Source organism: Streptomyces sp. NPDC041135 (assembly GCF_055592085.1).
The window spans coordinates 384,499-407,315 of record NZ_JBVIYZ010000003.1; the positions used below are offsets into that span (position 1 = coordinate 384,499).

At 74.9% G+C, this 22,817-nt stretch carries 17 protein-coding genes; 14 read left to right on the top strand and 3 right to left on the bottom strand.

Annotated elements, in window-relative coordinates:
* The first annotated feature begins 200 nt into the window (after positions 1 to 200).
* The 6 genes from ACZ6CZ_RS09945 (at position 201) to ACZ6CZ_RS09970 (ending at position 7,662) form a co-directional block, all read left to right on the top strand.
* A complete protein-coding gene (locus ACZ6CZ_RS09945; protein ID WP_469017347.1) occupies positions 201 to 1,094 on the top strand; it encodes an FAD binding domain-containing protein in 894 nt (297 codons plus the stop codon).
* Positions 1,094 to 1,672, top strand: a complete 579-nt coding sequence (locus ACZ6CZ_RS09950; protein WP_469017349.1) for a (2Fe-2S)-binding protein — start codon at positions 1,094 to 1,096, stop codon at positions 1,670 to 1,672. The genes ACZ6CZ_RS09945 and ACZ6CZ_RS09950 overlap by 1 nt, the downstream gene beginning before the upstream one ends.
* Position 1,673: 1 nt before the next feature.
* A complete protein-coding gene (locus ACZ6CZ_RS09955; protein WP_469017352.1) occupies positions 1,674 to 4,058 on the top strand; it encodes a xanthine dehydrogenase family protein molybdopterin-binding subunit in 2,385 nt (794 codons plus the stop codon).
* Between the two features lie 212 nt (positions 4,059 to 4,270).
* Positions 4,271 to 5,728, top strand: a complete 1,458-nt coding sequence (locus ACZ6CZ_RS09960; RefSeq protein ID WP_469017354.1) for an NCS2 family permease — start codon at positions 4,271 to 4,273, stop codon at positions 5,726 to 5,728.
* Between the two features lie 49 nt (positions 5,729 to 5,777).
* Positions 5,778 to 6,929: an XdhC family protein gene (locus ACZ6CZ_RS09965; RefSeq protein WP_469017357.1), complete on the top strand. Its 1,152-nt coding sequence runs from the start codon at positions 5,778 to 5,780 to the stop codon at positions 6,927 to 6,929.
* 91 nt (positions 6,930 to 7,020) lie between these two features.
* On the top strand, positions 7,021 to 7,662 hold the full coding sequence (locus ACZ6CZ_RS09970; protein ID WP_469017360.1) for a LysE family translocator: 642 nt from the start codon (positions 7,021 to 7,023) through the stop codon (positions 7,660 to 7,662).
* A gap of 44 nt (positions 7,663 to 7,706) precedes the next feature.
* Here ACZ6CZ_RS09970 and ACZ6CZ_RS09975 read toward each other — a convergent pair whose 3' ends face one another.
* Positions 7,707 to 8,147, bottom strand: a complete 441-nt coding sequence (locus tag ACZ6CZ_RS09975) for an SRPBCC family protein (protein ID WP_469017362.1) — start codon at positions 8,145 to 8,147, stop codon at positions 7,707 to 7,709.
* A gap of 197 nt (positions 8,148 to 8,344) precedes the next feature.
* On the opposite strand from ACZ6CZ_RS09975, the gene ACZ6CZ_RS09980 reads away from it, so the two are divergent.
* The 8 genes from ACZ6CZ_RS09980 (at position 8,345) to dmpI (ending at position 18,702) form a co-directional block, all read left to right on the top strand.
* Positions 8,345 to 10,099, top strand: coding sequence for a trypsin-like serine peptidase (locus tag ACZ6CZ_RS09980; RefSeq protein WP_469017364.1), 1,755 nt, complete (start codon positions 8,345 to 8,347; stop codon positions 10,097 to 10,099).
* The gene (locus ACZ6CZ_RS09985; RefSeq protein WP_469017366.1) at positions 10,096 to 12,381 is read left to right on the top strand and encodes a serine/threonine-protein kinase; all 2,286 of its coding nucleotides are present in this window, start codon (positions 10,096 to 10,098) and stop codon (positions 12,379 to 12,381) included. Before ACZ6CZ_RS09980 ends, ACZ6CZ_RS09985 begins: the two co-directional genes overlap by 4 nt.
* A 40-nt stretch (positions 12,382 to 12,421) precedes the next feature.
* Positions 12,422 to 13,987: a VWA domain-containing protein gene (locus tag ACZ6CZ_RS09990; RefSeq protein ID WP_469017369.1), complete on the top strand. Its 1,566-nt coding sequence runs from the start codon at positions 12,422 to 12,424 to the stop codon at positions 13,985 to 13,987.
* Positions 13,984 to 14,997, top strand: coding sequence for a hypothetical protein (locus ACZ6CZ_RS09995; protein ID WP_469017371.1), 1,014 nt, complete (start codon positions 13,984 to 13,986; stop codon positions 14,995 to 14,997). Before ACZ6CZ_RS09990 ends, ACZ6CZ_RS09995 begins: the two co-directional genes overlap by 4 nt.
* Positions 14,994 to 16,295, top strand: a complete 1,302-nt coding sequence (locus tag ACZ6CZ_RS10000; protein WP_469017373.1) for an extracellular solute-binding protein — start codon at positions 14,994 to 14,996, stop codon at positions 16,293 to 16,295. The genes ACZ6CZ_RS09995 and ACZ6CZ_RS10000 overlap by 4 nt, the downstream gene beginning before the upstream one ends.
* Before the next feature lie 73 nt (positions 16,296 to 16,368).
* Entirely contained in the window at positions 16,369 to 17,490 is a 1,122-nt protein-coding gene (locus ACZ6CZ_RS10005) for a winged helix DNA-binding domain-containing protein (protein WP_469017376.1), read from the top strand.
* A gap of 54 nt (positions 17,491 to 17,544) precedes the next feature.
* Positions 17,545 to 18,411: a LysR family transcriptional regulator gene (locus ACZ6CZ_RS10010; RefSeq protein ID WP_469017378.1), complete on the top strand. Its 867-nt coding sequence runs from the start codon at positions 17,545 to 17,547 to the stop codon at positions 18,409 to 18,411.
* A gap of 108 nt (positions 18,412 to 18,519) precedes the next feature.
* The gene (gene dmpI / locus ACZ6CZ_RS10015; protein ID WP_469017380.1) at positions 18,520 to 18,702 is read left to right on the top strand and encodes a 4-oxalocrotonate tautomerase DmpI; all 183 of its coding nucleotides are present in this window, start codon (positions 18,520 to 18,522) and stop codon (positions 18,700 to 18,702) included.
* A gap of 141 nt (positions 18,703 to 18,843) precedes the next feature.
* Here dmpI and ACZ6CZ_RS10020 read toward each other — a convergent pair whose 3' ends face one another.
* Both ACZ6CZ_RS10020 and ACZ6CZ_RS10025 read right to left on the bottom strand, forming a co-directional pair.
* Positions 18,844 to 19,635, bottom strand: a complete 792-nt coding sequence (locus ACZ6CZ_RS10020; RefSeq protein ID WP_469017382.1) for a S1 family peptidase — start codon at positions 19,633 to 19,635, stop codon at positions 18,844 to 18,846.
* 238 nt (positions 19,636 to 19,873) lie between these two features.
* A complete protein-coding gene (locus tag ACZ6CZ_RS10025; protein ID WP_469017384.1) occupies positions 19,874 to 22,678 on the bottom strand; it encodes a helix-turn-helix transcriptional regulator in 2,805 nt (934 codons plus the stop codon).
* Between the last annotated feature and the right edge of the window lie 139 nt (positions 22,679 to 22,817).

Sequence of the window (22,817 nt, forward strand, 5' to 3'; positions counted from 1 at the left end):
TGATGACCTCCGTTCATACGAATCTACAAGATGCCCGCTGTGGCCAGCCAACTCCTTCATGGTTTCGGTGACTGACCCCGCCGGAGTACGCGGCGGTGTACTGGGACCACTGCGCGTGAACAGCACATGAACGAGCCGCCACCGCCGCACCCGGATTGGCTCAATCTGTAGGACACACAAGACGAAGAAGAGAGCCGGTCATGGACTTCCTTCGCCCCGCCAGCTGGGAGGAGGCGCTCGCCGCCAAGGCCGAGCACCCCACCGCTGTGCCGATTGCGGGTGGCACCGACGTGATGGTCGAGATCAACTTCGACCACCGCCGGCCCGAGTACCTCCTCGACCTCAACCGCATCGGCGACCTCTACGAATGGGAGGTCGGTGAGGACGCCGTGCGGCTCGGCGCCTCCGTGCCGTACGCCCGGATCATGGAGCACCTGCGTCCCGAGCTGCCGGGCCTCGCGCTCGCCTCGCACACGGTCGCCTCCCCGCAGATCCGCAACCGCGGCGGTGTCGGCGGCAACCTCGGCACCGCATCGCCCGCCGGTGACGCCCACCCCGCCCTGCTCGCGGCCGGCGCCGAGGTCGAGGTGGAGTCGGCCGCCCGCGGCACCCGCCTGATCCCGATCGACGCCTTCTACACCGGGGTGAAGCGCAACGCGCTCCAGTCCGACGAGCTGATCCGCGCCGTGCACGTCGCCCGGGCCGACGGCCCGCAGCAGTACTCCAAGGTCGGCACCCGCAACGCCATGGTGATCGCCGTGTGCGCCTTCGGCATCGCCCTGCACCCGGGGACCCGGACCGTGCGCACCGGCATCGGCTCGGCCGCCCCGACCCCGGTCCGCGCCAAGGCCGCCGAGGAGTTCCTGAACGCGGCCCTGGAGGAGGGCGGCTTCTGGGACAACGGCAAGATCATCACCCCGTCGGTCGCCAAGCAGTTCGCGGACCTGTGCGCCGGCGCCTGCAACCCGATCGACGACGTCCGGGGCACCGCGAGCTACCGCCGCCACGCGGTCGGCGTCATGGCCCGCCGGACGCTGACCTGGACCTGGGAGTCGTACCGCGGCGCCCGCCGCACCACGGAGGGAGCTGCGTAATGCGAGTCAACTTCACCGTCAACGGACGCCCGCAGGAGGCCGACGACGTCTGGGAGGGCGAGTCCCTGCTGTACGTGCTGCGCGAGCGCCTGGGCCTGCCCGGCTCCAAGAACGCCTGCGAGCAGGGCGAGTGCGGCTCCTGCACGGTCCGCCTGGACGGCGTACCGGTGTGCTCGTGCCTGGTCGCGGCCGGCCAGGTCGAGGGCCGCGAGGTCGTCACCGTCGAGGGCCTGGCGGAATTCGCCAGGCAGCGCGCGGCGGGGGGCTGCGCGAGCGGCGCCTGCGGCACCTCCCCGGACGAGGCCGGGAGCCGGCAGGCCAAGGGAGACTCGCAGGCCGGCGAGGGCGCCGCGCTCTCCCCGGTGCAGCAGGCGTTCATCGACGCCGGCGCCGTCCAGTGCGGCTTCTGCACCCCAGGGCTGCTGGTCGCCGCCGACGAGATGCTGGAGAACAACCCGAACCCGACCGACGCGGACATCCGTGAGGCGCTGTCGGGCAACCTGTGCCGCTGCACGGGCTACGAGAAGATCATGGACGCGGTCCGCCTGGCGGCCGCCCGCCAGTCCGAGGGGGTCTGACATGCCGGCCAACGGCGCTCCTACGAAGATCACGCAGGGCACCCCGACCAAGGGCGGCATCGGCGAGTCCACGCTCCGCCCGGACGGCACCCTCAAGGTCACCGGCGAGTTCGCGTACTCGTCCGACATGTGGCACGAGGACATGCTCTGGGGCCAGATCCTGCGCTCCACGGTCGCCCACGCCGAGATCGTCTCCATCGACACCAGCGAGGCGCTCGCCACGGCCGGCGTCTACGCCGTCATGACCTACGACGACCTGCCCACCGAGGTGAAGAACTACGGCCTGGAGATCCAGGACACCCCGGTCCTCGCGCACGGCAAGGTACGCCACCACGGCGAGCCGGTCGCCATCGTCGCCGCCGACCACCCGGAGACCGCCCGCCGCGCGGCCGCCAAGATCAAGGTGGAGTACCGGGAGCTGCCCGTCATCACCGACGAGGCCTCCGCGACCGCGCCGGACGCCATCCTGGTCCACGAGGACCGCGACGACCACCACATCGGGCACGTCCCGCACCCCAACATCGTGCACCGCCAGCCGATCGTCCGCGGCGACGCCGCGGCGGCCGCGGCGCGGGCCGACGTCGTCGTGCGCGGCGAGTACTACTTCGGCATGCAGGACCAGGCCTTCCTCGGTCCCGAGTCCGGCCTCGCCGTGCCGGAGGAGGACGGCGGCGTCCACCTCTACATCGCCACCCAGTGGCTCCACTCCGACCTGCGCCAGATCGCGCCCGTCCTCGGCCTGCCCGAGGAGAAGGTGCGCATGACGCTGGCCGGCGTCGGCGGCGCGTTCGGCGGCCGTGAGGACCTGTCGATGCAGATCCACGCCTGCCTGCTGGCGCTGCGCACCGGCAAGCCGGTCAAGATCGTCTACAACCGCTTCGAGTCCTTCTTCGGGCACGTCCACCGCCACCCGGCCCGCCTGTACTACGAGCACGGCGCGACCAGGGACGGCAAGCTCACCCACATCAAGTGCCGGATCGTGCTGGACGGCGGCGCCTACGCCTCCGCCTCCCCGGCCGTCGTCGGCAACGCCTCCTCCCTCGCCGTCGGCCCGTACGTCGTCGACGACGTCGACATCGAGGCCGTCGCCCTCTACACCAACAACCCGCCCTGCGGCGCCATGCGCGGCTTCGGCGCGGTCCAGGCGTGCTTCGCCTACGAGGCGCAGATGGACAAGCTGGCCGCGCGGCTCGGCCTGGACCCGGTGAGGTTCCGGCAGCTCAACGCCATGGAGCAGGGCACCCTCATGCCGACCGGGCAGCCGGTCGACTCCCCGGCGCCGGTCGCCGAACTGCTGCGCCGCGTCAGCGCGATGCCGATGCCGCCGGAGCGCCAGTGGGAGTCCAGCGAGGGCGCGGACGTACGGCAGCTGCCGGGCGGCCTGTCCAACACCACGCACGGCGAGGGCGTCGTACGCGGGGTGGGCTACGCGGTCGGCATCAAGAACGTCGGCTTCTCCGAGGGCTTCGACGACTACTCCACCGCCAAGGTCCGCATGGAGGTGGTGGGCGGTGAGCCCGTCGCCACCGTGCACACCGCGATGGCGGAGGTCGGCCAGGGCGGCGTCACCGTCCACGCGCAGATCGCCCGCACCGAGCTGGGCGTCGCCCAGGTGACCATCCACCCGGCCGACACCCAGGTGGGCAGCGCCGGCTCCACCTCCGCCTCCCGGCAGACGTACGTCACCGGCGGCGCCGTGAAGAACTCCTGCGAACTGGTCCGGGAGAGGGTCCTCGCCCTCGGGCGCCGCAAGTTCGGCTCCTACCACCCGGCCTGGGCGACGGCGGAGCTGCTGCTGGAGGGCGGCAAGGTCGTCACCGACGGCGGCGAGGTCCTCGCCGACCTGGTGGACGTGCTGGAGGGCGAGGCCGTCGAGGTCGAGGCGGAGTGGCGGCACCGGCCGACCGAAGCCTTCGACCTGCGCACCGGCCAGGGCAACGGCCATGTGCAGTACTCCTTCGCCGCCCACCGCGCGGTCGTCGAGGTCGACACCGAACTCGGCCTGGTCAAGGTGATCGAGCTGGCCTGCGCCCAGGACGTCGGCAAGGCGCTCAACCCGCTGTCCGTCATCGGCCAGATCCAGGGCGGCACCACGCAGGGCCTGGGTGTGGCGGTGATGGAGGAGATCATCGTCGACCCCAAGACGGCGAAGGTCAGGAACCCCTCCTTCACCGACTACCTGATCCCCACCATCCTCGACACGCCGACCATCCCGGTCGACGTCCTCGAACTCGCCGACGACCACGCCCCGTACGGGCTGCGCGGCATCGGCGAGGCCCCGACCCTGTCGTCCACCCCGGCCGTCCTCGCGGCGATCCGGAACGCGACCGGGCTGGAGCTGAACCGGACCCCGGTGCGCCCCGAGCACCTGACCGGCACCGCGTAGGACTCTCCGGGCGGCGCACGGAACGTCACACACTCCGCGCCGCCCGGAGCCCGGGCACCGCACCGCTCGCGGTGCCCGGACCCCCCACCCCACCTCGTTCGCTCCGGGCCGTCCCCCGGGTCGTGCGGCCACAGCACCTTCCCAAATCCCGCCACACCGCCGAAGGCGACCAGACGCGCGGGTGCCCCTTTGAACCTTGGGAGTAGGCCCACATGACCCAGCAGTCACTGGAGCCGGAGACCGTCGCGGCGGACGCGGGCACGGGCACCCGTGTCCCCGCCGGACGGTCCTGGCTCGACCGGTACTTCCACATATCCAGGCGCCAGTCCACGATCGCGCGTGAGGTGCGCGGCGGCATCACCACCTTCATGGCGATGGCGTACATCCTGCTGCTCAACCCCCTGATCCTGTCCGGAAAGGACGCGGCGGGGGACACGCTCGGCCAGAAGGCGCTCATCACCGCGACGGCGTTCGCGGCGGCCTTCACCACGCTGCTGATGGGCTTCGTCGGCAAGGTGCCGCTGGCGCTCGCCGCCGGCCTGTCCGTCTCCGGCGTGCTGTCCTCGCAGGTCGCGCCGGAGATGACCTGGCCGCAGGCGATGGGCATGTGCGTGCTGTACGGCGTCGTGATCATGCTGCTGGTCGTCACCGGCCTGCGCGAGATGATCATGAACGCGATCCCGCTCGCGCTCAAGCACGGCATCACCATGGGCATCGGCCTGTTCATCGCCCTCATCGGCTTCTACAAGTCCGGCTTCGTGCACCAGGGCGCGGCCACCCCCGTCACGCTCGGCCCGGCGGGCGAACTGGCCGGCTGGCCCGTGCTGCTCTTCGCCGGCACCCTGCTGCTGATCTTCATGCTGCAGGCCCGCAACGTGCCCGGCGCCATCCTCATCGGCATCGTCAGCGGCACCGTGGTCGCCGCCGTCCTGAACGGGCTCGACGTCATCGACCCCAAGGCCTGGGCCGGCGGGGCACCCGAACTGCACGGCAGCGCGGTGTCGATGCCCGACTTCTCGCTGTTCGGGCACGTCGAGTTCGGCGGCTGGGGCGAGGTCGGCGCGATGACGGTCGGCATGATCGTCTTCACCCTCGTGCTCGCCGGGTTCTTCGACGCCATGGCCACCATCATCGGCGTCGGCACCGAGGCCGGGCTCGCCGACGACAAGGGCCGGATGCCGGGCCTGTCCAAGGCGCTGTTCATCGACGGCGCCGGCGGCGCGGTCGGCGGGGTGGCGGGCGGCTCCGGCCAGACCGTGTTCATCGAGTCGGCGACGGGCGTCGGCGAGGGCGCCCGCACCGGGCTGGCCTCGGTCGTCACCGGCCTGTTCTTCGCGGCCTGCCTGTTCTTCACCCCGCTCACCGCGATCGTGCCGCAGGAGGTGGCCTCCGCCGCCCTGGTCGTCATCGGCGCCATGATGCTGATGAACGCCCGGCACGTGGACTGGGCGGACCGGGCCACGGCGATCCCGGTCTTCCTGACGGTCGTGCTGATGCCGTTCACCTACACCATCACCTCCGGTGTCGCGGCCGGTGTCATCTCGTACGTGGCCATCAAGACCGCACAGGGCAAGGCGCGGGAGATCGGCGCCTTCATGTGGGGCCTGACCGTGATCTTCCTGGTCTACTTCGCCCTCCACCCCATCGAGGGCTGGCTGGGCGTGCACTAGCCGCTCGTGGAAACCCCCTCTACGCACCCGTTGTGAAGGAGACCGAGAGATGCTGGACATCGCCGACGAGCTGGACCGGTGGGTCGAGCAAGGGCGTGACTTCGCCGTGGCCACCGTGGTGGCGGTCGGCGGCAGCGCCCCGCGTCAGCCCGGCGCCGCCCTCGCGGTGGACGCCGACGGCACGGCCGTCGGCTCGGTCTCCGGCGGGTGCGTGGAGGGGGCGGTGTACGAGCTGTGCCGGCAGGCGCTCCAGGACGGCGAAACCGTCCTGGAACGCTTCGGCTACAGCGACGAGGACGCCTTCGCCGTCGGCCTGACCTGCGGCGGCGTCATCGACATCCTGGTCACCCCGGTACGGGCGGCCGACCCCGCCCGGCCGGTGCTGGCCGCCGCGCTGCGCACCGCCGCGCGCGGGGAGGCGGCGGCGCTGGCCCGGATCGTCTCCGGCCCCGCCGAGCTGACCGGCCGCGCCCTGCTGGTGCGGTCCGACGGCTCCAGCGACGGCGGCTTCGGCGCCCACCCCGGGCTGGACCGCACCGTCGCCGCCGAGGCCGGCGCCCTCCTGGACGCGGGCCGCACCGGCACCCTGGAGATCGGTGAGCAGGGCTCACGCTGCGGAGCACCGCTCACCGTCCTGGTGGAGTCCTCCGTCCCGCCGCCCCGCATGATCGTCTTCGGCGCGATCGACTTCGCCTCCGCGCTGGTCCGCGTCGGCGCCTTCCTGGGCTACCGCGTCACCGTGTGCGACGCCCGCCCCGTCTTCGCCACCCGGGCCCGCTTCCCCGAGGCCGACGAGATCGTCGTCGAGTGGCCCCACACCTACCTGGAGCGCACGGACGTCGACAGCCGTACCGTCCTGTGCGTCCTCACCCACGACGCCAAGTTCGACGTACCGCTGCTGAAGCTGGCGCTGCGGCTGCCGGTCGCCTACGTCGGCGCGATGGGCTCCCGCCGCACCCACCTGGACCGCAACGAGCGGCTGCGCGAGGTCGGCGTCACCGACCTGGAACTGGCCCGCCTGCGCTCCCCGATCGGCCTCGACCTCGGCGCCCGCACCCCCGAGGAGACGGCGCTGTCCATCGCCGCGGAGATCGTCGCGGCCCGGCGCGGCGGCAGCGGTGCCTCGCTGACCGGCGCCCACACGCCCATCCACCACGACACCGCCTCCCGCCCCGCGCGCCGGATCGGCTCGGTGGCCTGACCCGGCCCCGGCGGCGCGAGGGGCACCGCTGTCAGGCAGGCATCCCGAAAAGGGCTTGCCGTGCCGCACCTCCGTTGGCTTGCATGGCCGCATGGTGTCCACCGACCGGCTGCTCGCCTTCGCCGCCCTGTCCCTGCTGCTGATCCTGATACCCGGCCCCAGCGTGCTGTTCGTGATCGGCCGGGCGCTGGCGCAGGGCCGCCGGGCCGCCCTGACCACGGTCGTCGGCAACACCGCCGGCTCCTACGTCCTCGTCCTGGCCGTCGCCCTCGGCGTCGGGTCGGTCGTCGCGCGCTCGCTGCTCGTCTTCACGGCGCTGAAGCTCGCGGGCGCCGCCTACCTCGTGTACCTCGGCGTCCGGGCCTGGCGGCGGCGCGGGTCGCTGCGGGCCGCGTTCGAGGAGACCGCAGGACCCGGGCGCGGCAGCCTGCGCACACTGTGGGAGGGGTTCGCGGTCGGCGTGGCCAACCCCAAGACCATGGTCTTCTTCGCCGCCGTACTGCCCCAGTTCGTGGACCGCGGGCAGGGCGGCGTGCCCGTCCAGATGCTGCTGCTCGGCCTGGTCTTCAACGTCATCGCGCTGGCCTGCGACAGCCTCTGGGGCCTGGTGGCCGCGGGCGCGCGCGACTGGTTCGCCCGCTCACCGCGCCGCCTGTCCGCGGTGGGCGGGGCCGGCGGGCTGACCATGATCGGCCTGGGCGTGACGGTCGCCGTCACCGGCCGCAAGGACTGAAGCCGCAAGGTCTGAAGCCGAACGCACGCCGGTGCGCCGCGGGCTCACGGGCGTCCGAGGAGCCCGTCGACGGCCCGCCCGAAGACCACACCGCCCGCCCGGCGCAGCAGGCCGTCCGCGGCGGACGGCAGGAACCGCAGCCGGATGTCCTCGCGCCACAGCACGCGGCTGCGGCCGCCCGGTTCCGGCCGGACCTCGATCTCGGCCCAGCCCAGCACCACCCGGCCGCGCTTCTCCAGCCGGCACCGGCCGGGCCCGCCGTCGGCGGGCGGCTGCCAGAGCGTGACCTCCATGGGATCGTCGAAGGAGAGCGGCCCCCCGCCGGTGCGGGCCACGAAGCGGGTGCCCTCCCGGGTGGGGCCGGGCGTGGCGACGGTGATCCGGGTCAGCGGGACCACGTCGGCGTGGCGGGGCCACCGCGTGAGGCGGCGCCACGCCTCGTCCGGCGGGAGCGGCGCGGTGCGTTCGAGCGAGAAGATGACCACGGCACGATCGTAGGGAACGGCCGGCCCCCGCCGGCGCCGGCGCCGCCGACCGGCGGGGCGCGCCGGGGTCGTCGGGGCGGACGCCGCCCCCGGACCGGGCCCCGCGCCCACCCGGACGACGCCCTCCCGCGGCCGGTGGTCACGACTGTGTGCACATCGGTGGTGGCGCACCGGCACCCGGAGTAACCTCTCGTGACATGACGCGCACGGGGGAGCGAGTCGTCACCTCGTGGTGGCACACACCGCGCTGGGTCGCCCGCATTCAACGGCCGGACGGCACGATCCTGGGCGCCGGGGTGCTGCTCGCACCCGACCTGGTGCTGACCGCCGCCCACCTCGTCGGCCCCGGCACCCGTTACCTCGCCCACTTCGTCGGCGTGCCCGGGGCGCCCGGCGTCCTGGCCACCGTGGAGGACGGCGCCTACGTCCCCGTGCAGGAGGACTCGTTCGGCGACCGCAGCGGCGACCTCGCACTGCTCCGGCTGGCCGCGCCCCGGCCCGCCCAGGACACCACCCGGCTGCGCCGGCTCGCCGCCCCGCACCGCCGCGTCGCCATGTACGGCTTCCCGGAGGGCCACGACGGCGGCCGCTGGCACGGCGCCACCCTGGTCGGCGGCCGGGGCGCGGACAACCAGGTGCAGCTGCGCCCGGAGACGCCCGGCGAGCTGGCCGGGCCGGGCTTCAGCGGCGGGGGAGTGGTCGACCACGCGACCGACGGGGTCATCGGCATCGTGCTCAGCGTGGACGAGGGCCCGCGCCCCGCGTTCAGCTACATGAGCCCCACCGAGACCATCCTCAGCCACCTCCCGCGGGCCGCCGCCTGGACCGACGGCGCCGAGGCCGTCGACCGCACCCTGCGCCCCGGCACCCGCGGGCCCACCGGCGAACTCGACGTGCCCTTCGCCCGGGAGCTGGCCGCCTGGCTGCGCGGCGAGGGCTGGCCGGTGTTCGTCACCGTCGTCCCCGCCCGCGGCAGCCGCGCCTGGACGCTCAAGCGGGCGATCGCCCTCGCCGACCGGGAGTTACGCACCCGGCAGCACACCGGCGCCTTCGCCGGCGACCCTCCCGAGACCGTCCCGCCCGCCGGCGGCCACGACCTCGCCCTGGACGTGAAGGACCTCACCGTCACCCAGGTCATGGACCGCGTCGCCGACCGCCTGGGGCTGCACGACGACCCCCTCGACCCGCTGCCCGAGCGGATCGGCGCCCTGCGCGCCCCGCTCACCGCCGTCCTCGTCGGCGTCGACGAGGCGGCGGAACCGGACGCGCTGCTCGCCACCTTGGACCGGCTCGCCCAGCACGGAGCGCGTCTGCTGCTGGTGTTCCGCCGCCGCGGCGGCCGCGCCGCACACGCCGCCGAGTCCCTCGTCCACCGCCCGCTGCGGGAGCGCTGGGACCGGCTGCACGGTGAACTCGACCGCATCCTCGACGAGTTGGGTCCCACCCTGGAACGGCACCGGGACCGGGTGACCGGCGGCCCGCAGCCGCGCGCCGCCCGCCTGCTCGCCAAGGCGCACGAGGGCGTCACCCGCACCCGGCTGCTGCGCGAGGGAGTGGCCCACACCCCCGAGCGCGAACAGGAGCCCCGCTGGGTCGACCTGCTGTTCACCTTCGAGGACGCCGCCGAACGCCGGCGGCAGCGCCTGGAGGAGGCGATCGGGCTGCTCGCCCCCCGCGTCCACCGCGTCGAGGAACTCCTCGGCCTCGTCACCGCCGAGTGGCGGCTGTGCCGGACCCGGCTGGCCGCGGACCACGACCGCCTGCTGGAGGCCTACCGGCTCTACGAGAGGGCCCTCACCCTGCTCCAGCGGTCCCCCTGCGACCTGGAGGAGGCGGAGACGGCCGTGGAACGCTTCGTCGGCCACTGCTCCTGCGGCCCGGCCACCGCCGCGACCGGCACACCGTCCGGCACACCGCCCCGCGCGCCGTCCGGTGAAGGGGGACCGTCGTGACGTCGTGCGTCCGCCCCGGCTGCGCGGGCCTCATCATGGGCACCGGCTACTGCGACACCTGCGGCCACCGGCACACGGCCGCCCGGACCGAGCCGGCCGCCCCGCCCCCGGCCGGCCCCGGCGGCGGACGGACCGGCCCCGGCCCGGAAGCCGGCGAACCGCCGGCCCCCGGGCCCCTGCACGCCGTCGCGGGCGTCGGCGACCTCGACCAGCACGGGCTGGTCCGGCTGCCCGAGGTCGCCCCGCCGGCCGCCGAGGCGCTCGTCGAGGACCCCCGGCCGCCCACCGGCGGCCGCCGCTGCGGGGCGAACGGCTGCACGATGACGATCGGCGTCGGCTACGGCGGCGCGCCCGCCCGCCCCACCGGCCACTGCCCGCGCTGCGGCACGCCCTACTCGTTCCTGCCCCAGCTGGAGCCGGGCGACGTGGTAGCGGACCACTACCGCGTCCTGGGCTGCCTCGCCCGCGGCGGCCTCGGCTGGATACACCTCGCCGAGGACGTCCGCGCCGACGGCTACCGGGTCGTCCTCAAGGGACTGATCAACGTCCACGACGCGCTCGCCCGCCGCAACGCCGTCGAGGAGCGCCGCTCACTGACCGACCTGCACCACCCCGACATCGTCCGCATCATCACCTACGCCGAACACCGCGTCCCCGGCCGCTCGCCCACCGGCTACCTCGTCATGGACTACATCGGCGGCCGGTCCCTGCAGCAGCTCTTCGACGCCGACGACGCCGACCGCGTCTTCCAGGGCCGCCCCCGCCTGGACCACGTGCTCACCTACGGTTGCAAGATCCTCGGGGCACTTCAGTACATGCACGAACGGGGGCTGCTGTACTGCGACATGAAGCCGGCCAACGTCATCCACTTCGGCCGGGCCGTCAAGGTCATCGACCTCGGCGCGGTCCGCGCGATCGGCGACCGTGCCTCCGCCTACGTCTACACGCCCTCCTTCGCCCCGCCGAAGGAGGAGATCGACGCCCGCGGCTGGCACGTCGACAGCGACCTGTACACCGTCGGCATGACCCTGCAGGCCCTGGCCCGGCGCGCCGACCAGGGCCGCGGACTCGCCCCCGAGTCCTTCCGCCGCCTCGTCGACCGCGCCACCCACGCCGACCCCGGCGCCCGGTTCCGCTCGGCGGCCGAGATGTCCCGCCAGCTGTGGGAGGTCCTGCGGGAGTTCCGCTCCCTGCGCTTCGGGGAGCAACTGCCGGAGAGCTCCACCCGGTTCCGCGTCACGGGCGCGGGCCTCGACGGCGGCCTCGGCGCGATCCCGTCCCTGGGCCGCTTCACCGACCGGCCCGGCGGCCGCCCCCGCGCCCTGGACATCTCCCCGCCCCCGGCCGCCGAGGTCGCCGCCGCCCTCCCGCAGCCCGTGCCCGACCCCGACGACGGCGCCGCGCTGCTGCTGGACACCTTTCCGCCCGACGCCCCCGACCGGGTCGCCGGGCAGTGGCGCCGCGAGTCCCGGCTCGGCACCCCCGAGACCGCGCTGTGGCTGTGCCGCGCCTATCTGCGCGGCGGCCGCCAGGAGGAGGCGGCCAGCTGGCTCACCGAGGCCGAGACACAGCTCGGCGAGCCCGCCGCCCGCCACGACTGGCGCATCGCCTGGCACCGCGGCGTGCTGCACCTGAGCAGGGGCGACGTGCGGTCGGCCGGCACCTGCTTCGAGGCGGTGTACCGGGCCCTGCCCGGCGAGTCGGCACCCAAGCTGGCCCTCGGCTACTGCGCCGAACAGGGCGGCAGAGCACCGGCGCCGGGGGCCATGCGCTGCTACGAGGCGGTGTGGCAGCGGGACTTCGCCCACGCGGCCGCCGCCTTCGGACTGGCCCGCGGGCACCTCCGGGCCGGGGACCGCGACGCGGCCGTACGCGTCCTGGACGACGTCCCCTCCACCTCCCGGCACCACGACGCCGCCCGGATCGCCGCGGTGCGGGTCCGCGCGGGCGTCCTGCACGGCCGGCCGCCCTCGGAGTCCGACCTGCGCGACGCCGCCCGGCGCCTGCCCGAGCTGCGCCTGGACGGCGGCACCGCCCACGGCGAGTCCAGGGCCCGGCTGGTGGCCGAGGTGCGGGACACCGTCCTGCACCACGGCGGTGAGGGGCCGGGCGGGGCAGCGGGGTTCCCGGCCGGCGAGCTGTTCGGCCCCGGCACGCGGGACGGGCTGCGCCAGCTGCTGGAGCGGTCCTTCCGGCAGCTGGCCGCCCAGGCCCGCACGGCCGACCAGCACGGCCGGCTGCTCGACCTGGCCCACGCGGTCCGGCCGATGACCACCTTCTGAAGAGGAAACCCATGACGAGCCGTCCCAAAGGACACCAGCGATGAGCGCGACCGGTGGCATCGAGGTGACCCTGGCCGTCGGCCAGAACAAGTTCCTGTCCGCCGAGCGGACCGCCACCGGCCCACCGCGGGAGAGCGAGATGCACGCCGTCCTGGAGATCGGCGTCCACGACACCGGAGTCCGTGACACGGGCGGCGACGGCGGTAGCGGAGACGGCGCGGGTGAAGGGCGCCCCGGCGGCACGCCGCCCCGCACCTCCTCCGGTCTCGCCGAGGTGCTGGTCATCGACACCTCCCGGTCGATGCTCCACCCCGAGTCCAAGCTGCACGCGGCCAAGGACGCCACCGTCGCGGCCCTCAGGCTGCTGCCCGACGGCACCGCCTTCGCCGTGCTGTCGGGGCGCTTCGAGGCGACCCTCGTCCACCCCGGCACCGGCAGCGCCGCGATGGCCGTCGCCGGGCCGGAGCAGCGGGAGGCCGCCGAGTACGCCGTACGCATCCTGGACGCGGACGGCGGCACCGCGATCGGCAACTGGCTCGACCTCGCCCGGCGGCTGCTGACCGAGCAGCGCGCACCCGTCAGACACGTCCTGCTGCTCACCGACGGCCGCAACGAGCACGACGACCGGGCCGCGATGCGGCTGGAGAGCGCCCTCGAAGCCTGCGAGGGACGGTTCGTGTGCGACGCCTGGGGCATCGGCGACGACTGGGACGCCGAGCTGCTGCTGCGCATCACCCGGCGGCTGCACGGCCGGGCGGGCGCGGTCCGCCACGAGTCCGAACTGCCCGCCGCCTACGAGGAACTGGTGCACGCCCTGCTCGGCACCGCGCTGCCCGAGCTGCGCATCCGGCTCACCCCCACCGCCGGCACGGTGATCCGCCAGGTCAGGCAGGTGGTGCCGACCGAGCAGGAACTCCTGGCGACCGCCCCCGAGACCGGCGAACGCGGCGTGGAGTACGTCACCCGGGCCTGGGGCGAGGAGGTCCGGCACTACCAGGTCGTGCTGGCCGCCGACCCCGCCGGCCACGAGATCGGCGAGGACCTGCAACTCGCCGCCGTCGAGGTGGTCGTACCCGACCACGGGCGGACCGTGCGGCTGCCCGCCCCGCAACCGGTCCTGGTCCACTGGACCGACAACCCCGCCGACGTCTCCCGGCAGCACCCCGCGCTGCGCCGCCACGAGCTGTACCAGGAGGCCAGCGCGGCCGTGGCGCGGGCCTACCGGGCATGGCTGCGCGGCGACGACGGCAGCGCGGCGGCGGACCGCGCGCTGGCCCGGGCCCTGGCGCTGGCCGGGCAGCTCGACGACGCCCAACTGCTCGGCGCGCTGCGGCGGATCGAGGAGGGACCCGGCACGGGCCGGGTCCGCGAGGGGCTGAAGGACGTCGACTGGCAGCACCTGATCCTCTCCAGCGCGATGACCACCCCGCCGGAGCGGGCGGCCGCCGCGCCGCGCCCGCCGGACCGCCCGCGGGCCGAGCCGCCCGCCACCCCGGCGGAAAGCGGCGACGGCCTCGTCGAGTGCCCGCACTGCCACTGGCGCGGCCCGGCCGACGCCGTCTACTGCGGCGGCGACTGCGGGCAGCGCCTGGGCGGCCCGGCATGAGCGGACCCAGCGACGCCCGTACCGGCCGCACCGCGGGCCCCGTCGGCCTGCCCCGCCCCCTGCTGCGGCTCCTCGGCGCCGGGCACCACGTCCCGGACGGCGGCAGTACGACCGCCCGCGACCTGTCCGTGCGCCGCCGGCTGCTGCTCGCCCTGAGCGCCCTGCTGACGCTGAGCCTCTTCGTCTCCTACCAGGGCGTGCACGGCGCCGCCCGCCCGCTGCGCACCTCCACCGCACCGGCCGTCCTCGCCATCGACACCGCGCTGTACGCGCTGGGCCTGGCGCAGGCGGAGACCACGGTCGGCACCCCGGCGACCAGCGAGTTCCGGAAGCAGATCTCGGTCGCCGCGCACAGCCTGGCCGTCGCCGCCTCCGAGGACGTCGGCGGCCAGGCCGCCCGGCAGGCCCTGCAGAACGTCGCCGGGCTGATCACGGAGTACACCGGCATGGTGCAGACGGCCCAGCTGTACCCCGCGGGCGACGTCCTGCGGGACGCGTACCTCAGCTACGCGAAAGGCATCATGACAGCGGACGGCTCCGGCATCCTGGCGCGCCTGGGCGAACTCCAGCGCCAGCAGCGGGCGGTCGTCCGCCACCAGACGTCCTTCGGCGTGCTGCTGTGGCTCGCCTGGAGCGTCACCGCGCTGCTCGTCCTGGCGCTGGCGGCGGCCCTGCTGGAGACCCAGCGCTTCCTGCGCCACCGCTTCCGGCGCCGCTACAACCGGCCGCTGCTGGCCGCCGCGGCCCTGCTGGCGGGCGGGTTCACGGTCCTGGTGCTGTTCACCGCGCAGACCCACGAGGGCATGGCCGAAACCCGCGCACTGCTGTCCGGCCCGCTGTCCGGGCCCGCCATCCCCGGGGCCGGGCAGGACACCGCCGCGCACCTGGCGCACACCGGCTACCGGGCGGCCGCCGCCACCTGGATCGTGATCGGAGGGGGCCTGCTCATGGCGCTGGCCGAGACGGGGCTGCGGCCGCACATCGACGACTACCGGTTCGGTGCCCGGTGAACGCGCCCGGCACCGGCCCCGCGCCGGCCGCCAACGGCACCCGGCGCCGCCTGACGCGCACCCTGACCGTCGTCGCGAGCTGCCTGGTGCTGCTGGCGGCGGCGGTCGTGGCGGGCGTGCGCGTCTACGGCCGGGAGCCGACCGTCAGCCTGCTCGCCAACTGGACGGACACCGACGAGAAGAACTTCCGCACGGCGGTCCTCGAACCCTTCGAGCGCGCTCACCACATCCACGTCGCCTACGAGGGCAGCTCCGCCGAGAGCCAGGTGCTCAGCGCCGACGTGGAGGCGGGCACCCCGCCCGACGTGGTGGTGCTGACCGGTCCCGGCGAACTCGCCGCCTACGCCGCCGACCGGCAGCTCCAGCCGGTCGAACAGCTGCTCGGCACGGGGGACTTCAACGAGTCCTGGGCGACGCACATCGGCGGGCACGTCTACTGGTTCCCGCTCAAGGCGGACCTCAAGAGCATCGTCTGGCATCCCGGGGACACCGGCGCGCGGCAGGTCAGGGCGGCCGCGAAGCAGCCGGGCCAGTGGTGCCTGGGCATGGGGTCCGGCGCCACCAGCGGCTGGCCGGGCACCGACTGGATCGAGGACATCCTGCTCCAGCGCTCGGGCCGCGACACCTACGAGAAGTGGGCGAGCGGCCGGCTCGCCTGGGACTCCGCCCCGGTCCGGGACGCCTGGACGACCTGGGGCAGGCTGGTCGGGGCCGGCGACGAGAACCTGGCGCGACGCGCGCTCGTCACCGACTACCGCAGCGCCTCCGCCCTGCTCGCGCGCAGCCCCCGGCAGTGCACCCTGGAGCACCAGGCGTCCTTCATCCGCGACCGGCGGCCGTGGCGCCAGGCCCAGGGGGAGTACGTGCCCTCCGCCCAACTGATCCCGGGCGCCACCGCCTCCGGCTCCTGGGAGGTCTCCGGCGACCTGGTGGCGCTGCTGCACGCCACCCCGGAGGCGCGGGAGCTGATCCGCTACCTCGCCGACGCGCGGACCCAGCGGGCCTGGAGCCGCGCGGGCTCCGGCTTCTCCGTCCACACCGGGCTGCCACCGGACACCTCCGGGGGCGCCGGCGGCTGGCACCGCTCGCTGGCCGCCACCCTGCTCGACCCGCGGGCGGTCCACTGCTTCGACGCCTCCGACGCCATGCCCCCGGCCGTACGCGACGCCTTCGCCCAGGCCACCATCGGCTACCTCGCCCATCCGGCGGACCTCGGCCACCTCCTCGCCACCCTGGACACCCTGAGCGCCGACGACGGCCTGACCTGGCTGCCGTCGGTGTGCGACCGCGCCCCCTGACGCCCCGCCCCCGCACCGCACCCGGCGGCCGTCGCGGACACGCCCTGTCCGCGGGGGCCGCTAGCGTGCGGCCATGACGAAACGGAGCACCGCCGCGACAGCCCCCCTCCTCGACGCCCGCGCCCTCAACCGCGCCACCCTCGCCCGGCAGTTGCTCCTGCACCGCTCCCCGATGTCCGCGCGGGACGCGGTGGCACACCTGGTGGGCCTTCAGGCGCAGGCGGTCAAGCCGCCCTACTACGCCCTCGCCGCCCGCCTCGACGGCTTCACCCCCGGGCAGCTGTCCGGGCTGCTCGCCGACCGCGAGATCGTCCGCATCGTCACCCTGCGCTCCACCATCCACGCCCACACCGCCGAGGACTGCCTGACCCTGCGCCCGCTCGTGCAGCCCGCCCGGGAGCGCGAACTCAACGGCTTCCGGCGCGGACTGGCCGGCGTCGACCTGGACCGGCTGGCCGCGTTCACCCGGACGCTGGTGGAGGCCGAGCCGCGGACCATGGCGCAGTTGCGCGAGGCCCTGCACGAACGGTGGCCGGGCGCCGATCCGCAGGCGCTCGGCGTCGCCGCCCGCTGCTCGCTGCCCCTGGTCCAGGTCACCCCGCGCGGACTGTGGGGCCGCAGCGGCCAGGTCGCCCTCACCACGGCCGAGCACTGGCTCGGCCGCGCCGCCGGACCGGCCCCCGCACCCGACGCCGCGGTGCTGCGCTACCTCGCCGCCTTCGGGCCGGCGTCCGTGCGGGACATGCAGACCTGGGCCGGACTCACCCGGCTCCGCGATGCCTTCGAACGGCTGCGTCCGCGCCTGGTCACCTTCCGCGACGCCGCCGGCACCGAGCTGTTCGACCTCCCCGACGCCCCCCGCCCCGACCCGGACACCCCGGCGCCGCCCCGCTTCCTGCCCGAGTTCGACAACCTGCTCCTCTCCCACGCCGAGCGCGGCCGCGTCGTACCGCCCGAACACCACGGCCGCACCTGGCAGGGCAACCAGGCCCACCGCACGCTGCTGCTCGACGGCTTCGTGGCCGGCCTGTGGAAGTTGGCCGGCGACGGCTTGGTCGTCGAACCCTTCGCCGCCCTCACCACGGCCCAGAGGCGCGAGGTCACCACCGAGGCCGAACGCATGCTCACCACCCTGCACCCGGACACGCCGCACACCATCCGCTTCGGCCCGATCACCCCGCCCCCGCCGCCGTGAGCGCCCGTCGCCCGGTGCGGCGCCCCCGGGTACCGCACCTCTACAGTCGGGGCCATGGAACTGCGGCAGTTCAGCTATTTCGTCGCCGTCGCCGAGGAGCTGCACTTCGGGCGGGCCGCGGCGCGGCTGCACATCGTGCAGTCGGCGGTCAGCCAGCAGATACAGCGGCTGGAGCGCGAGCTGGGCGCCGAGCTGTTCGACCGCTCGCCGCGCCGGGTCAGACTGACCGCGGCGGGGGAGCGGCTGCTGCCCGAGGCCCGGGCCGTGCTGACGGCGGCCGACCGGGCGCGGGCCGCCGTGACCGCCCCCGCGGGGCTGCGGATCGGCACCAGCACCGGGCTCGGCGCCCATCTCGACCGGGTGCTCGCCGCGTTCGCGCGCCGGGCGCCCGGCGCGCCCGTGGAACTCGTGTCGCTGCCGGCCGCGGAGCGTCTCACCCGGGTGGCGGGCGGGCAGCTGGACGCGGCGTTCGTCCGGGCCGTGGAGCCGGTGCCGGGCGTACGGGTGGTGCCGCTGTGGTCGGACCCGCTGGTGGCCGCGCTCCCCGCGAGCCATCCGCTGGCCGCCCGCGCCGAGACGAGCGTCCGGGAACTGGCCGCGCTGCCGCTGAGCCTCGTCGAACGCCGCGTCAACCCCGCCCTGGTGGACCTGGTCGTCGGTGCCTGCCACGAGGCCGGGTTCGAGCCGCTGCCCGGACCGGTGAGCGGTTCGTTGCAGGACACGCTGGCCACCATCGGCACCCGGCCGCTGTGGACGGTCGTGTACGCCTCCCACGCGCGCGTGCTGCACACCCCGCGCGTGGCGTTCGTACCGTTCCGCGCGCCGGGTCTCGCCCTGTCGACCGGGCTCGCCGTACCCGCCGGACGGACCGCGGAGCACCTGGACACCCTGCTGCTGGCCTGCGGCGATCACGAGAACTGATCGCGGCGGTCGCGAACTGCCCCTTGGTCGCGGCGGCCTGCCGCGATGGACTGGTCCCGCACCGAACACCGCGAACGCCGCGGTGGGATCCGGCCGAAGGAGCCAGTCATGCCGATCGTCACCATCCAGCAGGGCCCGCGCGACACCGAACTCAAGCGGGACCTCGTCAAGCGGGTCACCGACGCCTTCGTCGACGCGCTGCGCGTCCCGGCGGAGAGCGTGCAGGTGTGGATCCACGAGGTCCCGGCGGACAGCTGGGGCGTGGCCGGCAAGCTCACCGCCGACAAGTAGCCCGGCGGCCCCGGGACCGGGCGTCCGGGGGCCGCGGAAACGCTGGCCGAACGGTGGGTAGGGGGGCGCTGCGGGCCGCTCGTGGTGGCTCGCAACGCCCCCCTGGCAGTTACCCGAGGGGTGCTCGGGAAGTCCTCCGGGTCACGAGTTGACCTGTGCGGTCACCAGGTTCGAGAAGGTGGCCAGCCGGGTGTACACACCCGGGTAGCCCGCCTCCGCGCACCCCTCGCCCCAGGAAGTGATCCCTGCCAGGACGCCCCCGATGAGCAGGGGACCGCCGCTGTCGCCCTGGCAGGTGTCGACGCCGCCGGACGGGTATCCGGCGCAGACCATGTCGGTCGGGACGTAGTCCGAACCGTAGGAACTCTTGCAGCTGGAGTCGGAGACGACCGGGACGGTCGCGGTCCGCAGCTGGTTGGAGGAGCTCCCGCTCTCCGAGGTGGTGCCCCAGCCCAGGACGCGGGCGGTGGTGCCCGCCGCGTACACGCCGGTCTGGGACGAGGAGACGTACGACGCCGGGGTGTACGACATCGACGTCGACAAGGTCAGGACGGCCACGTCGTCGCCGTTGGTGGCGTCCGTGTAGTCCGGGTTCACCCAGATCCTGCTCACCTTGCTGACCGTGCCGTTCGTGCCGCTGAGGTAGGTGCGGCCGCCGACCACGCGGACGCTGCCGGTGCTCTCGCCGACCATGCAGTGCGCCGCCGTCACGACCTTCCGCGCCGCCACCAGGGTGCCGCCGCAGAACTGGTTACCGGATGGGTCCGTGATCTGCATCATGAACGGGTAGGCGGTCGTGGTGGTCGTCGTACCGCCGACGATGGGCTGCGGGGCGGCGGTCGCGGTGGGGGCGGCGATCAGCGCGCCGGCGGCGGCAGCGGCGGTGGCCACCAGGGTGGCCGCGGTCCTTCTGGCACGAGTGAACCCGGACATGAGTCTCCTCGGTGGGGTTGCCGGTGGGGGGTCGCACGGGCGTGGGGGGTGGTGCACGGGGGCGGGACCCCCCGCTCGAGTGAACGTCGAGTGCGGGGGAGGGACCGACCCCGTGTGCCCGGGCGAGCGGCACGCCCTTTACGCTAGGACCCGGAACCCTCGGCTCCCAATGAGGGAACCCCCTAAGGGAGTAGGGGAGGGAAAACCCTCGGTCCGGCTCAGTTAACCGGCAGCGCCCTCACTTCGCGCGCCGGCCCGCCGCCAAACGGACGATGTCGACGCGGGAGCGGATGCCCAGCTTCCGGTAGACCCGGGTCAAGGTCGCCTCGACCGTCTTGACGCTGACGAACAGCCGCGCGGCGATCTCCCGGTTGGTGGCGCCCTCCATCACCAGCGCCGCGACCTGACGCTCCATCGAGGCCAGCCCCGCCAGCGCGTCCAGGGTGTCCGGCACCGCCGCGGCCGGCCGCTCCGGCGCGGCGGCGGCCTCCTCCACCTGGCGCAGCCACGGCAGCGCACGGCAGCGCCGGAACAGCCGGGCGGCCTCGTCGTACGACACCGGTCCGGGCCGTCGGCCGCGCAGCCGGGCCAGGGCGAACGCGGCCCGCGCCGCCTCCAGGCCGTAGCCGAGCGCGGTGAGCCGGTCCTGAGCGGACGTCAGCTGGGAGACGGCCGCCTCCTGGTCGCCCCGGGCGGCCCGCACCAGCGCCTCCGCCCGGTCCAGGACCGCCAGCACGCTCGCCCGGCCGAGCCGCAGCGCATGGCCGCGGCTGGTGTCGATGACGTCCTGCGCCTCGGCTGCCTCACCGATGCGGACCAGTGCCTCGGCCAGGTCGCCGTGCCAGCGGCCGCGCGCCGGGTCGGTGATGCCCAGACCCGCCTCCAGCTCGCGCACCCGGCGCAGCGAGCGGACGGCGCCCGCCGGGTCACCGGCCACCAACTGGGCGTATCCGAGGGCGCCCAGGGCGCGCGACAGATACATCTGGTCGCCGTCTTCCTCGGCGTGCCGCACCGCCTCCCGGGCCAGCGCCAGCGCCCGGTCCACATCGCCGCCCGAGGCCTCGGCGAGTGCGGTGAGCATCGCCGACGCCGTCTCGCCGATCCCGCAGTCCTGCGCCAGCCGCAGCCCCTCCCGGGCCAGGTCCAGGGCCTGGCCGCAGTGCCCGGCCCGCAGCTCGGTCTCGGCGAGCCCGCGCAGGAAGTGCACCTCGCTCTCCACCGACCCGCGCCGGCGCACCTCGCGCAGCAGCGCGGTGACGGTCGCCCGGGCCTCGGCCAGCTGGTCGCCCATCACCAGCCAGCGGAACCGGGCGCTGCCCGCCCCGTTGTGATGGCCCGCCACCCGGGGGTCCTGCGGCTCCTTCAGCGCCCGTTTGATGGTCTCCGGCGCGGCCGGATGGCCCATCAGCGTCTCGATCTGGGCCTGCAGCGCCAGCGCCAGCAGCTCGGTGCGCCGGTCGGCGCCGCGCGCGGCCAGCCCGGCGGCGTGCGCGGCGCCCTCGCGGGCCTCGGTGAAGTCGCCCTGCACGATCAGCGCCCGCCAGGCCAGCTGGTAGTGCACCAGCGCCAGCAGCCGGGGGTCGTCGCCCGCGTCGGCCAGGGCCTGCGGGAAGGCCGCGTCGACCTCGGACATGGTGTGGCCCGCCGTGTCGATCACGATGATCCAGGCCCGCACCCGGTCCGCCGGCCCGGTGGCCCGGGTCAGCACCTCGCGGGCGATGTCCCGGGCGAGGTCGACCTCGCCCGCGGTGATGGCGTCCTCCGCGGCCTGCAACCGCCGCTCGTCCGGGCCGGGCAGGGACCCGGCGGGCGTGTGCCGGGCGGCGAGCAGCCCCAGCTGCGCGGCCACCGACGGCGCCCCGCGGTCCCGGGCCAGTGCGGCGGCCTCGGCGAGCCGGGCGGCCGCCTCCGGGTCGGTGCCGGTGGTGGCCAGGGCCAGGTGCCGGGCCCGCTCGATCGGGTCGGAGGCCGCGGTCGACAGAGCGGCGTGCGCGGCCCGCCGCTCCTGCGCCGGTGCCTCCGCGTACAGCGCGGCCGAGATCAGCGGGTGCGCGAACCGTACGGCCGGGCCCTCCGGGTCGGTGGCCAGCAGCCCCAGTTCGGCGGCCTGGGCGCACTCCGCCTCGGCGTTGGTGCGCCCGGCCGCGTGCAGCAGCGCCGGGGTGGGGCGGGCGCCGGCGCTGGCCACCAGCAGGGTGCGGCGGGCCTCGACCGACAGCATGTCCAGGCGGCTGAGCACCAGGGCGCGCAGTGAGGTCGGCACCGGCAGCGGCTCACCCGGCCGGGGCGGGGTGGGGCTCTCGGCGAGGGCGCGGCCGAGTTCCAGGGCGAACAGCGGATTGCCGCCGCTGGTGCGGTGGATGTCGCGGACGGTGGAGCGGGGCAGGCCGGTGTGGCCGCGGTGCTCGAGCAGCCGGGAGACCTGGGCGCGGGTCAGCGGGCCCAGCCGGACGGCCAGGGTGTCCGGCGGGGACGCGCGCAGCTGGCGGTCGTACGCCTCCTGGCCCTCGGTGCGGACCGCGCACAGCATCCGCACCGGCGTGCCGCCCAGCCGGCGGGCGGCGAAGCCGAGGAGTTCGGCGCTGGCCGGGTCCAGCCACTGAAGGTCGTCGGCGACGACGAGGACGGGGCCGTCGTCGGCCAGCGCGCGCAGCGCCGACAGCACCGCCAGGCGCAGCGCCAGGCCGTCGCGCTGGAGGCTGGACTCGCCGCGCCCGGTGAGCGCCGACTCCAGGGCGGTGCGCTGGGCGGCCGGGATGCGGGCGGCGACCTCCTCGAGGACCAGGCCGAGCAGGTCGGCGAGGGCCAGGAAGGGAAGGTGGGATTCGGACTCGGTGGCCGAGCAGCGAAGGACCGTACGGGCGGTGGCGCCGTATTCCTCGGCCAATGCCCGCAGGACGGTCGATTTCCCTATTCCGGCGGGGCCGTGCAGCAGGACACTGCCGCCCGAGGCGAGCTGTTCCCGCGCGGCCGCGAACAGCTCCTCCCGGCCGATGACCAGGTCGGGGCGGCATCCCGCAGGCTCCTGGAAGTCCCGTCGCACGGTGCCGCTCCCCTCGATGTCGTGTCCGGGCCAAATTCTAGGCAACGATCCTTGAAATTCGGACGGAAGCCGTGGTGAGGGAAATAACAGGAGGGGGCCGGGCCCGGCCGAATTCCCGGCGGACCGGCACTGACGGACA